At 60.2% G+C, this 12,477-nt stretch carries 14 protein-coding genes; 1 reads left to right on the forward strand and 13 read right to left on the reverse strand.

Going from position 1 to position 12,477, the window contains the following annotated elements; translation table 11 throughout:
* Positions 1-95: 95 nt before the first annotated feature.
* The 13 genes from hpaE to hpaA form a co-directional block, all read right to left on the reverse strand.
* A complete protein-coding gene (hpaE, locus tag KI617_RS12145) occupies positions 96-1,550 on the reverse strand; it encodes a 5-carboxymethyl-2-hydroxymuconate semialdehyde dehydrogenase (RefSeq protein WP_226446616.1) in 1,455 nt (484 codons plus the stop codon).
* An 18-nt stretch (positions 1,551-1,568) separates the two neighbouring features.
* Positions 1,569-2,330 (reverse strand): fumarylacetoacetate hydrolase family protein, encoded by a 762-nt coding sequence (locus KI617_RS12150; protein WP_226446618.1) that lies wholly within the window; start codon positions 2,328-2,330, stop codon positions 1,569-1,571.
* Positions 2,327-2,971: a fumarylacetoacetate hydrolase family protein gene (locus KI617_RS12155; protein ID WP_226446620.1), complete on the reverse strand. Its 645-nt coding sequence runs from the start codon at positions 2,969-2,971 to the stop codon at positions 2,327-2,329. The genes KI617_RS12150 and KI617_RS12155 overlap by 4 nt, the downstream gene beginning before the upstream one ends.
* A 15-nt stretch (positions 2,972-2,986) precedes the next feature.
* Positions 2,987-4,315: a TRAP transporter large permease gene (locus KI617_RS12160; RefSeq protein WP_226446628.1), complete on the reverse strand. Its 1,329-nt coding sequence runs from the start codon at positions 4,313-4,315 to the stop codon at positions 2,987-2,989.
* Positions 4,312-4,854: a TRAP transporter small permease gene (locus tag KI617_RS12165; protein ID WP_226446630.1), complete on the reverse strand. Its 543-nt coding sequence runs from the start codon at positions 4,852-4,854 to the stop codon at positions 4,312-4,314. The genes KI617_RS12160 and KI617_RS12165 overlap by 4 nt, the downstream gene beginning before the upstream one ends.
* A gap of 24 nt (positions 4,855-4,878) precedes the next feature.
* Entirely contained in the window at positions 4,879-5,901 is a 1,023-nt protein-coding gene (locus KI617_RS12170) for a TRAP transporter substrate-binding protein (RefSeq protein ID WP_226446632.1), read from the reverse strand.
* A gap of 170 nt (positions 5,902-6,071) precedes the next feature.
* Positions 6,072-7,127 (reverse strand): NADH:ubiquinone reductase (Na(+)-transporting) subunit F, encoded by a 1,056-nt coding sequence (locus KI617_RS12175; RefSeq protein ID WP_226446633.1) that lies wholly within the window; start codon positions 7,125-7,127, stop codon positions 6,072-6,074.
* A gap of 65 nt (positions 7,128-7,192) precedes the next feature.
* Positions 7,193-7,555 (reverse strand): phenol hydroxylase subunit P4, encoded by a 363-nt coding sequence (locus KI617_RS12180; RefSeq protein ID WP_226446635.1) that lies wholly within the window; start codon positions 7,553-7,555, stop codon positions 7,193-7,195.
* 10 nt (positions 7,556-7,565) lie between these two features.
* Positions 7,566-9,110 (reverse strand): YHS domain-containing protein, encoded by a 1,545-nt coding sequence (locus tag KI617_RS12185; RefSeq protein WP_226446637.1) that lies wholly within the window; start codon positions 9,108-9,110, stop codon positions 7,566-7,568.
* A gap of 23 nt (positions 9,111-9,133) precedes the next feature.
* Positions 9,134-9,403 carry an MmoB/DmpM family protein gene (locus tag KI617_RS12190; RefSeq protein ID WP_203468262.1) on the reverse strand — a complete coding sequence of 90 codons (270 nt, stop codon included), beginning with the start codon at positions 9,401-9,403 and terminating at the stop codon, positions 9,134-9,136.
* Positions 9,404-9,413: 10 nt separating this feature from the next.
* Positions 9,414-10,406 (reverse strand): ferritin family protein, encoded by a 993-nt coding sequence (locus tag KI617_RS12195; RefSeq protein ID WP_226446639.1) that lies wholly within the window; start codon positions 10,404-10,406, stop codon positions 9,414-9,416.
* A 60-nt stretch (positions 10,407-10,466) separates the two neighbouring features.
* Entirely contained in the window at positions 10,467-10,733 is a 267-nt protein-coding gene (locus tag KI617_RS12200) for a phenol hydroxylase subunit (protein ID WP_226446641.1), read from the reverse strand.
* 121 nt (positions 10,734-10,854) lie between these two features.
* Complete coding sequence (hpaA, locus tag KI617_RS12205; RefSeq protein WP_226446643.1) at positions 10,855-11,769, reverse strand: 4-hydroxyphenylacetate catabolism regulatory protein HpaA; 915 nt, start codon at positions 11,767-11,769, stop codon at positions 10,855-10,857.
* 166 nt (positions 11,770-11,935) lie between these two features.
* Here hpaA and hpaR point away from each other — a divergent pair, with 166 nt between their 5' ends.
* Positions 11,936-12,415, forward strand: a complete 480-nt coding sequence (gene hpaR / locus KI617_RS12210) for a homoprotocatechuate degradation operon regulator HpaR (protein ID WP_226446645.1) — start codon at positions 11,936-11,938, stop codon at positions 12,413-12,415.
* Positions 12,416-12,477: the final 62 nt, after the last annotated feature.

Raw genomic sequence — 12,477 nt, forward strand, 5'->3', positions numbered from 1 at the left:
TTCAAGGGGGATGCCGGGAGGGGGATGGGTTCCTTTGCAGTGTCGGAAACCCATCCCCACCCCAACCCTCCCCGTGAAGGGGAGGGAGTATTTGTTTAGACGCCCCAGCGCGGGATGTGGTGGCTACCGTACGAAACGGCGATATTCTTTGCTTCGCAGAACACCTCGAAGCTGTAGTGGTTGCCTTCGCGGCCAGTACCCGAGGCCTTCGAACCACCAAACGGCTGGCGCAGGTCGCGGACGTTCTGGCTGTTGACGAAGGTCATGCCCGACTCGATGGCCTTGGCCAGGCGGATGGCGCGGCCGGTGTTGTTGGTCCACAAGTACGACGACAGGCCGTAGATGGTGTCGTTGGCGATGGCGACAGCTTCCTCTTCGGTCTTGAAGCGGATGATGCAGGGCACCGGCCCGAAGATTTCTTCCTGGGCAATACGCATCTTGTTGTCGACATCGGCGAAGACGGTGGGCTGCACCCAGAAACCGTTCTTAAACTTGTCGGCGACCACCGGCGTGCCTCCACCGGCGACAACCTTGGCGCCTTCCTGCTTACCGAGTTCGATGTAGTAATTGACCTTGTCCATGTGGCCCTTGGAGATCATCGGGCCGATGACCGTGTTCGGGTCCATCGGGTCGCCGACCACCAGGCGCGAGGCGCGGGCGGCGAAATCGGCGACGAACTTGTCGTAGATGCCGGCCTGGACGATGATCCGCGAACCAGCGGTGCAGCGTTCGCCGTTGTTCGAGAAGATCATGAAGATTGCGGCGTCGAGCGCGCGTTCATAGTCGGCGTCGTCGAAGATGACGAAGGGCGACTTGCCGCCCAGTTCCATCGAGAACTTCTTGAGACCGGCCGCCTTGACGATGCGGTTGCCGGTGGCGGTCGAGCCGGTGAAGGAGATCGAGCGGACATCCGGGTGCGAGACGAGCGGTTCGCCGGCCTTGTCGCCGAAACCATGCACGACGTTGAAGACGCCAGCCGGGATGCCGGCTTCGAGGGCCAGTTCGCCGAGGCGGTTAGCGGTCAGCGGCGACAGCTCCGACATCTTCATCACGGCCGTGTTGCCGAAAGCCAGGCAGGGCGCGGTCTTCCAGGTGGCAGTCATGAACGGGACGTTCCACGGCGAGATCAGCGCGCAGACGCCGACCGGCTGCCACAGCGTGTAGTTCAGGTGGCCGGTGTCGGAATCGTAGGTTTCGCCATGCATGTGCAGGATTAGCTCGGCGAAGTAGTTGAAGTTGTCCGAGGCGCGCGGAATCAGCACGCGCTTGGTCTGGTTGGTGACCTGGCCGCAGTCGGCGGTTTCCATGTCGGCGATCGGCTCGACATTGGCGGCGATCAGTTCGCCCAGGCGGCGTACCAGGCGGGCGCGCTCCTTGACCGGCGTTGCCGCCCAGCCCGGAAAGGCAGCCTTGGCGGCGGCAACGGCAGCGTTGATTTCTTCCTGGCCGCCACTGGCGACGGTATCGATCACTTCGCCGGTCGCCGGGTTGATGGTCTCGAAGGTTTCCTTGCTGCCGACCTTCTGACCGTTGATGATGTGTTGGATCATGTGCTGTTCTCGCTTTCTTTAGACGGTGGCGAAATAAGTAGCGTCGTCGACGATGGTGTTGATCAGGCAGCAGACGCCCTCGACTTCCGTCTCGATCACGTCGCCGGCCTTGACATCGGCCAGGCCTTCCGGCGTGCCGGTCAGGATGACGTCACCCGGATTCAGCGTCATGAAAGACGACAGGTATTCGATCAGCGTCGGGATGTCGAAAATCATGTCGGCCGTCGTGCCGGTCTGCGTCGTCTTGCCATTGACGCGGGTGGTCAGCTTGAGCGCCATCGGATTCGGCACTTCGGCAGCGTCGACCAGCCACGGGCCGAGCGGCGTGCAGGCGTCGCGGTTCTTGACGCGCAGGTTCGGCCGATAGAAGTTTTCCAGGTAGTCGCGGATGGCGTAGTCGTTGGCCACGCTATAGCCGGCGACGATGTCCATGGCGTCGGCCTTCTTGACGTTCTTGCCGGTCTTGCCGATGACCACGGCCAGTTCGCACTCGTAGTGCATGTAGGTGGCGTCGGCCGGACGGCGAGTGTTGGCCTTGTGGCCGGTGATGGCGTTCGGCCCCTTGAGGAAGACGAGCGGCACTTCCGGTGCCTTGAAAGCCAGCTCCTTGGCGTGGTCGGCGTAGTTCAGGCCGAGGGCGAAGACGGTGCCGACTTCGACCGGCGGCAGCCACTGGAAGTCACCGTCGTTCAAGAGGCGGCCATCGGCTAGACGGACCTTGCCATTGGCTTCGGTGACTTGATGAACGGCGCCGTTGTAGGCGATGCGACCGCGCTTCATGCTGCAACTCCTTCGGCGATGGTGAAATTCAGGCTGCCGAGACCTTCAGCGCTGATGCGAACGGCGCTGCCGGCCTTGGCCTGAGGCGCCATGTAGCGCACGCCGACGAGCAGGACGTCGCCCTGGCTCAGAGTCATCCACTCGCTAACATCGGCCAGTAGTTTGGCCGGCGAACGGATCAGGTCGGTCAACGAACGGGTGTCGACCACCTGGCCGTCGATTTCGGTCGTCAACGTCAGCCCCGCCAGATCGGCCAGCGGCTTGACCGAGGAAATCGGCAAGGCACCGTCGAAGCACTTCTCGCGGATCGCCGGACGGTAGTAGCTGCTATGCGGCAGGCTGAGGTCGGCGGCGAGCACGATGCCGGCAACCGACTCGAGCGCGTTGCCCGCGGCCAGGCGACCGGCGGCGCGGCCCATGACCAGGCCGATGGTGGCGGCGACCTCGACGCTTTTGGCACCTTGCGGCAGGTTGACCGTGCTACCGCAAGCAACACGGGTATTGGCCGGTTTCAGGTAAAGCACCGGTGCCTTGGGCGCGCCCTTGTACGGGGCATCCTCGAGCGAACCGATTTTCTGGACGGAGACGGTGTCATTGAGGATGACGCCGTACACCGTGCCGCAGACTTGCTGTTTGATCATGTTGCGAGACTCCGCTCAGCCGAGGAAATGAACCAGGCCGAGGCACATGGTGGGAAAGAAGACGAGTGCAATGATGCGCAGGAAATCGGAAGCCAGGAAGGGCATCACGCCGAGCGCGGTTTCCTTCATCGGCACATCCTTGGCGATCTTGTTAATCACGTACAGGTTCATGCCGACCGGCGGATGCACCAGGCCGATTTCAACGACCATCAGGGCCAGGATACCGAACCAGATCGACTTGTCCTCGATGCTCATGCCGAAGAAATCGAGGCCCATTACCATCGGGTAGAAGATGGGAATGGTCAGCAGGATCATGGCCAGCGAATCCATCACGCAGCCGAGCAGGATGTAGATGAGCAGGATGGAAAACAGCACGACGAGGGCCGGCAGGCCGCTGTGCTGCACCCAGGTCGCCAGCTCGGTCGGCATTTGCGACAGGGCCAGGCTGGAGTTGAGCAGGTCGGCGCCGATAAGCACCATGAAGATCATGCCGGTGGCGTGGGCCGTGCCGTAGACGCTCTGCAGGAAATCCTTGGTCCGCATGCCACCGGACACCGCCGCGATAATGCCGCAGGCGGCGGCGCCAATCGAGGCCGCTTCCGTCGGGTTGGCCCAACCGCCGTAGATACCGACGATGACGACGAGGAAGACGCAAAGCACGGGAATGATATTGACCTGGGCCTTGATCATCTCGGCGAACGGCACCTTCTTGCCAGCCGGACCGGCCGTCGGATCGCGACGAACAACGAAGGCGATGACCAGGATATAGCCGAGGGCAGCGATGATGCCGGGCACGACGGCAGCGACGAACAGCTTGCCGATCGATTCCTGGGTCAGCACTGCGTAGATGACCAGCGGCACGGACGGCGGGATCATGATGCCCAGCGTGCCGGAAGCGGCCAGCGTGGCGGTCGATAGCTTGCCGGAATAGCCGTTGGCCTTGAGTTCCGGCAGCGCGACCTGGCCCATCGTGGCGGCAGTAGCCAGCGAGGAACCGCAGATGGCGCCGAAAGCGGCACAGGCGGCCGTCGAAGCCATCGCCAGACCACCGCGCCAGTGGCCGATCAAGGTGCCGGCAGCGCGGAACAGCGCCTTGGACAGGCCGCCGTGCGTGGCGAACTGGCCCATCAGGATGAATAGCGGAATGACCGCCAGGTCGTAGTTGGAAACCCGGGCATAGACCAGGTTGTTCAGGGTGTACAGCAGGCCGGAGGTTTCGCCGGCATTCATGACCAGGTAGATGCCGGCGCCGGTGATGAACATCGCCATGGTGATATGCACACGCACCGTAAGCATGGCCAGCAGGCAGCCGAAGCCGATCAGGCCGATTGCGGTTCCGCTCATTTGTGGGCTCCCGGAATATTCTTGGTCGGGTGGAAGTGGGCGTAGGCCCGGTAGATTGCACAGATCATCATGAGGAACAGGCCGGGCACCAGCAGTGCCGTCGGAATCCACAGCGGCAGCGAGACCAGCGTCGTCACTTCCTGCGATTCGTGGGTGGCAATCGCCGACAGGATAGTGCGCCAGACCAGCAAGGCGGAAACCGCTGCAAACAGGATTTCCGCGATGCCATCAATCGGGCGCTTCAACGAATCGCGCATGTTCTCGGTGAAGAAATCCACCTTGATATGCTCGCCGAGCAGCGTGCAGTACGGCAGGAAGGCCGTCGCCGCCACAGCGGTGCCAGCCTGCATCAGCTCGATGTCGCCGTTCACCGAGCCGAAGCCCAGCTTGCGGCCGATGATCGACACCAGCGACATCGCAATCAGGGCGATGAACAGGACACCACCTGAAATCGCCATCGTCTTGCCGGCCATGATCAGGTAGTGCTCGACCTTGTCGTGCTCCACCAGCTCATGGGGCAGCCCCATCGGATCTTGCATGCTGTTCTCCTCGATCCTGTTTTTTTACTTGGTGGTACCGGTCAGTTCGCGGGCAGCGGCGATCAGCTTCTTGCCGTCGACACCCTTCTCGCCGACCTGCTTGGCCCACTCGTCCTCGACACTGGCCGTCGCCTGCTTCATGGCCGTCACTTGCGTTGCGCTCAACGTGGTGATCTTGTTGCCCTGGGCAGCGATGCGCTTCTTGGTATCGGCCGCTACCTCGTCGAACATGGCGCCGAACTTGCCGACCATCACTTCGCCAGTCGTCTTGTCGACGATGGCCTTGAGGTCGGCCGGCAGACCGTCGTACTTCTGCTTGTTCATCAGTACGGTCAGCACCGTGGCGGTCGGGTAGGCAACGCCGTTATCCGGCTGCAGGTGGAACTTGGTGACTTCGGACAGCTTGGTCGGATAGACCAGTTCCCAGGCACCGAGCGAACCGTCGACCACGCCCTTGGCGATGGCTTCCGTGACCTGGGCCGGCGGCATGGCGACCGGCTGGCCGCCGAGCGCAGCCAGGGTCTTGGCGCCGACGCGGGTCGAGGTGCGCAGCTTGACACCGGCAAAGCCGGTCAGGCCGGCGATCTGCTTGCTGGCGGTATGCACAGCCTGGCCGCCGTCGGTATGGAAAGCCAGCACCTTGTAGGCGGCGAATTCCTGCTGGGCGTGCTGCTGGTAGTAGGTCCACAACGCCTTCGAGCTAGAGGTCGAATCCTTGACCATGAACGGCAATTCGAAAGCCTCGATGGCCGGGAAGCGGCCTGCCGAGTAACCCGGGCCGGTCCACACCACGTCGGCAACGCCGTTCTTGACCTGGTCAGCCAGCTGGGCCGGCGTGCCGCCCAACTGCATGGCCGGGTAGAACTGGCACTTGATGCGGCCATTGGACAACTTGCCCATTTCCTCGCACCACGGCTGCAGGACCTTTTGCTGGGTCGGCGCGGCGGACGGCAGGAAGTGGGCGATCTTGAAGGTGACTTCCTGGGCCTGGGCCGACAGGGATGCGGCAGCGATGACGCCAGCGGCGGCAAGGTGACGGTAGTTCATTCGACATCTCCTCTTTAAGTGTGGGCAGGCCACGTTTATTAATATGTTAGTGATTAAATTAAATCACTACTATGTTAGTGAGTCAACGGGTTAAACGGATTTATTTTTGGTGAATATTTGGCCTGTGGGGGCTACGCAATAGGCGACCACCACCCACAGGAAATCGGGCTTCAGACTCGCTTGAACAGCGGGCTGCGCACCTGCTGGGCGTCGGCTGCCGAGAAGAATTTCTCGGTGTAGATGTCGCGCTCAAACAGGCGCCCCTGCATGAGCGTCGTGATGCAGGCGTCGATCATGACCGGCGGGCCGCACAGGTAAGCCTTGTTGCCGCGGAAGTCGTTGTCGAAATGGGCCTTGGCCGCTTCGTGCACGAAGCCACGGAAGCCCGTCCAGCCGCTGTCGGCCGGCTCGTCGTTGAGCGCCGGGACGTAGGTGAAGTTGGCGTGATTGGCCGCCAGATCGACGAATTCCTGGTGGTAATACAGCTCGCCCTGATTGCGCGCGCCATAGACCAGTGTGATCGGCAGATCACTGCCCTCCTCCAGCAGATCGAGCAGCATCGAGCGCGGGCTGGACAGGCCGGAACCGCCAGCCATGAACAGCGAAGGGACGTTGGCCGATTTGTGCACGAAGAAGCGGCCGTAGGGGCCGGACACCGTGATCTTGTCGCCGACCTTGAGTTCGTTATGAATCCAGGTTGTGCCGGCACCGCCGGGCACGATGCGGATGTTCAGTTCGATCTCGTCGCCGGTCGATGGTGCGTTGGCCAGCGAGAAGGCGCGATGCCCTAGGTCGTTGGGCAGGTTGAAATTGACGTACTGGCCGGCCTGGAAGTCGAGTGCTTCGTCGAGCTTGAGCCAGATGCCCTTGATGGTCGGCGTCAAATTCTCGATGCGGCTGACCACGCCGGGGAAATCGCGCACTGGAATATCGCGCGCATCCTCGTCGGTTTCCATCTCGACTTCGATAGTCATGTCGGATTCGAGCTTGGCGCAGCAGGCCAGCGCCAGCCCTTCCTCACGCTCGAAATCCATGAGCGCAAAGCTGGAGGAATTGCCGTGGTCAACTTCGCCATCGGTGATGCATACCTTGCAGGTGGCGCAATAACCCTGGCCGCAGGCGTGCGGCAGATAGATGCCAGCACGCAGCGCGGCGTCGAGGATGGTCTGGCCGTCTTCGACCTCGATGGTCCGGCCGAGGGGCTCGATACTCAGTTCGTAGCTCATGTTTTATCTCCGCGGGGTGAAACCGAGCTACCGCGCGGAAACCCCGCGCGGCGCACCGTTTGTTTTTAGTAGCCGGTGCCGGCGATGCCGTCCAGACCCGGCGTCCGGAAACGTATCAGGTCCTTGTGGCTGATACCGTTCTCTTTCAGGCTCTTGTTGCGATCCGGTGTGAAGGGCGTATTGCCGTTCTGCCAGACCACTGTGCTCCAGTCGATCTGCTTCCAGTCCGGGTGGTAGCTGAAACAGTCGGTCATGTACTGGTCGATGATCACCGAGAACGGGGTTTCCGGCGGCAGGGCGAGCACGAAGGGACGCGAGAACATGCGGTGACGTTCCCAGTTCACGTACAGCAACTGCTTGCCCTTGTAGTTCTCGAGAGCATCGCTCGACTTGAACTCGTAGGGCGCGAGGGTTTTCAACATCGTCATGGCTGTCTCCTTAGTTCTTGGTGGCCTGCTCGCGCCAAGCGGCAAAGTTCTTCTGGTCGTCCGAGCCGTTGAAGTCGCCGGTCGCCCGCTTGTCGAGCTTCCAGTAGTCGAGCATCTGGCTGCCCGGCTTGTAGTCCGGCGCATTGACATCGACGCCATCCGGCTCGCAGTTACCTTGCAGGGCCTGGTGCGAGGAGATGAAGGTCTGGATGTACTTCTCCGGCTCGTTGTCGAAGATTTCCTTGCAGTGGTCGGAACAGGTGTGGAACTTCTCGCCCTGGTACTCCGACTCGCGGAAGCACATTTCCATCGGATCGCCCGGCTCGTTGAACTTCATGGTGCTGACGCATACCTGGCAGTTCATCGGCTGCGTCTTGTTGTTGTAACGGTTGCCGGCCTTTTCCTGGGCGTCGAGATGCTCAAGCACCGGACGGTAGTACTTGTCGAAGGTGTTGGGGTACTTCTCGGACAGCCAGTCCATTTCGTCGGGCGACGGAATCCAGGTGTGGAACGGGGTCGCTTCTGGTTTCATGTAGAAACCGATCCACGACTGGTGGGTGACGTGTTCCTTTTCCTCAATGGTCTGACCGAAGCATTTCGGGATGGTGATGCCGTAGCGTGCCAGATCCTTGAACAGCGAGCCGCCATTGTCCTCGACGTACATTTCCCAGGCTTCCTTGAAGCTCATGATGCGCTTGGGCAGCATGTAGTCCATCATCATGCCGACCGAGGCCAGCTTGCGGGTACCGCGCCAGGTCCACTTGTCGATCCAGCGCTGAACGATGGGCAGGTTGTCCGGGTCCTGTTCGAGCATGAACTTGATGCATTCGAGACCGAGCGTCATGTGCCGCGCTTCGTCGGACTGCGCCGAGAAGCCGACGGTCATCGCCGCCATGTCGCCGTTGTAGGCGGCTCCGGAGATGAAGGGCACGAACAGGATGTTGGTCAGCACGTATTCGAAGGCGAATCCGATGGCGACCATGAATTCGAACGGGCCGGCGGTGATCGCGTCGTCGAAGAAGGACTTGCCGTCCGACAGGTACCACATGCGGGATTGTTGATGGGCGAACTCGTCCATCCCGTTGTAGTACTTGTTGTAGTTGGAGATCGAGTGGATCTGGGTCTGGAAGTGGCGGTATTCATCGACGGCCTGCATCTGGCAGGCGACACGCGGACCGGCGCCGTTCATCTGGCGGCCCATCATCGAGAAGCCGCGTGCAGCCATCAGTTCCAGCGGCGGTGTCGAGCCGAGGAAAAGCTTGAGCACGTTCATGTAGCGTGCATCGGTCACCGACAGGTGGCCATTGTTCTGGTTGAAGCCGTCGAGAATGGCGTACAGCTTGCGCTCTTTCTCGGACTGGTACTTCCAGTAGGCGTCCATGGTCAGGCGGAACGGATCTTCCCACTTGTCCCAGTCGTGAATCTTTATGCCCTCGTAGGTAGTCTGCGGGAAGACATCTTCCATTTTCTGGAAGGTCGTATCCCAGGCCAGATCGCGGGTCATCAGGCTGTAGCGCTCTTTCAGGCCGAGCTTCTTGGCAACTTTCATATCCATTTTTTTCTCCTTGGCGGCCGGAATCAGGAATTCCAGCTCAGGGTGAATTCGTCGTCGGTCTCGTCGAGGTGGCCGGAGATGGTGATCAGGTGCAGCTGCAGCTCCTGCAAATCGAAGCTGCGGCCCATCTTCTCTTCGACCGTCTCACGCTTGATGACCAAGCGGTTCGGCACGTCGATCTTCACCATGGAAGGCTGATCAACGACCATGGCACCCGGGTTGTCTTCGAGAATGGCCTCGACGATGCAGCGGGAGTCGTCGTTCTTCTGGAATGCGATGAATGCGTTGGACATGCGGCTTCCTTTACAGGGTGATACCGGCCTTGGCGGCGCGGGCATTCAGGTTCTGGACCAGTTCGTCCATGATGGCGTCGGCGTCGGCTCCGAAGGCCAGGGCGGCGACCGGCTTCAGAGCGACGACGGCGCGATCGCGCCAGTGCTTGATCCACTCGGCCAGCTTGGCCTTGTTGTCAGCGTTATCGGCAGCGGCCACCTTGAGGATGGAATCCATCCACTTGGTGGTTTCACCGAACCATTCACGCTGGAAGCGGGTCAGCATCGAGAAGACCGGGCTGTAGGCGGCGTTCAGCTTTTCGTTGTAGCGCTCGTAGATCAGCGGATAGAGCAGGCCTTCTAGCGCGAAATCCTGGGCAACCAGCACTTCGAACCAGTCTTTCTCGACCATCAGGTCTTCGACGTAGCGGCGCAGTTCCTGCCATTCCGCGCCTTGCAGCCATGCAGTTTTGGCAGCGGTCAGCGCATCGAGATCATTGAAAGCCAGGCCGAGACGGCTGACGTACTGGGCAACGCCCAGCTGATCCATCGACGCATAACAGGCTGCCTGCGAGATGGCGATGCCATAGCCATAGGACGAGACATAGGCCTTGTTCAGGTTCGAACCCCAGGCGACATGACGCAGCGGCAGGAAGACCCTGAGGGCTTCTGTCTTGCCGGCTTCCGGATAGGCAGCAGCCAGACCAAGCTCGTCGACCAGGTCAAAGTCGCCTTCGGCGATTTCCTGCATCTTGCCGCGCGCCAGCGTCCAGGCACCGTAGTAGTACTGGCGCGGATCCTTCAGTGCGTACCAGTCCTTCATCGTGATCTTGGTACGGGTCGTATCGAAGATCTCGTACTGCGGCTCCCAGGTCGGGCGGTAGTGATAGTTCTCGACCGGCTGCAGGTCCATGGTTGCTTCCATGTAGCGCGACGCCGGCTTGTCGGCGCCCATGCGGCGCGCCAGGTGGCCAAAGGTCTGGCGCAGCGGCGTGATGCTGACCGTCCGCAAATCTATTGCCATGCTTGTCTCCTCGAAAAATACAGCGTCGATGCGAATGCGCACCGAAAAGTCAAAAAGGGTTCAGCGAAAACGCTGGTGCGTCGCCTGATGCAGGTTCCAGTGGAAATCGGCGTCAGCCGCATTGGCATCCGACGGCTGCGGCTTGGCCTCGGTCAACAACTCGACCCGATTGGCCTGGCAGAACTCTTCGAAGGCTGCCTTGGGCATGACCAGTTCGGCCGCGACGTCCGGATCGCCGACGGCGAACTCGAATTCGATCAATCCGTTGGGCAGGGTGCGCATGACGCGCACGAACTTGCGCGTAATGTCGAAATTGCTTTCTACCATGTCGTCTCACTCCTCGTTATGGCGCCGTTGAAACTGCGCTCTGATGAGACGTATTAAGCCATTTGCTAAGATGTTAATGAATGGACATTTGGGGAAATGACTTGTACTTTTCGTAACCCGATTAAGTCTGACCAGTCAGCCGGAATTGACTCGGCGGCGTCCCCGTACGCTTGGCGAAAAATCGCGAGAAGTAGGCGGGATCGGCAAAGCCAAGCTGGTAGCTGATTTCGCTGACCGGCACGGCAGAGTAACGAAGTAGGCGCCGCGCCTCTTGGATCAGACGTTCGTGCACCACTTCCTTGGATGGCAGGTTGGCCATGCGCCGGCAAATATCGTTGAGCCGCGCCTCGGTCACCGACAGACGACCGGCGTACTCGGAGAGCGTCAGATGGTCACGAAAATGCGCTTCAACGAGATCACAGAAGTTGAGAAAGAGTCGCAAGTCTTCACTACGCTCCGAACGCTGGGCAGTTGCCGGTTCGCGGGCCAGTAGCAGGCGGCTCAGATGAATGAAGACGCACTCCCCCAGCGCTAGCAACAAGGCCGAATGGCCCTTAGCATTCAGGTCGAACTCGCGCTGCAGAAGTTCAACCGTTTGCACCAGCGCCGCGAAATCGTCGGCGCATCCGGCTGGCAAACTGCTCAGTTCAAAAAAAACTGGCTCACGCAGCAGCGCATCCGGCCACTGCCCCGGCATTTCCCGATACCAGTTGCGCACGACTTCCTGGCGCACGGTCAGCACGTGGCCGTCAGTATCTTCTTCGGAGTAAAACGAATGTGGGATGGTCGGCGGCGTGAAGATCAGCAAGGGCGCATCGCCGCCATAAACCTGGCCATCGAGACTCAGGCGAACGCTGCCACGGAGCAGCAGGTGAATCTGATAAAAGCAGTAGTGTCTATGTGGCGGCGTATTGCGGCCAAAGAAATCAGCCAGGCGGCCAAAGGTCTCATAGTGGATTTCACATTCCGGATCGCGCTGGTCGTATACCCGCCCGATATGGATGTCCGGTATGGCTTGAAGCGGCGCTGAGTTCATTCCACTTTCCAATCCCGTTCACTCGATCCGTAGTTACCCGCCAGCCCAAAAACCGGGCCATCTCGCCGATTCAATCACTAACATATTAGCCAGTCAACTGATATCATTTGCCCAGATACGCATCTTGAATGCACGTGATTGACCTACGACCAGAGACCTTTTTGCCATGTCGCGCAAACTAGCTTACCGAAATCTACCCCAACTATTCCTGAAAGCCAGGGAAGAATTGCTCTGCCATTTTCGCCCAATCATCTCGCATTTCGGGCTGACTGAGCAGCAGTGGAGAATCCTGCGCACACTAAGCGAGATGGAGCAACTGGAGCCGCGGGAGATCTGCGAAATTTGCCACATCCTGAGTCCGAGCATGACTGGCGTTCTTTCGCGCATGGAAGAAATGCATCTGGTTACTCGCCAACGTATGGAGGAAGACCAGCGCCGGGTGATTGTTCGGCTGACCCCGAAAAGCGAACAATTGGTGGCAGAACTTGGCCCGTTGATCGTCGAGCAATACAAGGCTATCGAACAGGCTTTTGGCCCGGAACTAATCAAGGAGCTATACGATGTCATGGACCGTGTCATTGCGGCGGAACGTAGCCCCATTACCAGAGTTGCCCTGCCACCGAAGAAAGATTGGTCGTCTATCTGACCGTTCCCAAGTCAACCTCCTGCCGCTAAGGACTCGTGGCAGCACTTCCAAAGTTGCTCGAA

It is taken from the genome of Ferribacterium limneticum, from assembly GCF_020510625.1.
Taxonomy (GTDB): domain Bacteria; phylum Pseudomonadota; class Gammaproteobacteria; order Burkholderiales; family Rhodocyclaceae; genus Azonexus; species Azonexus limneticus_A.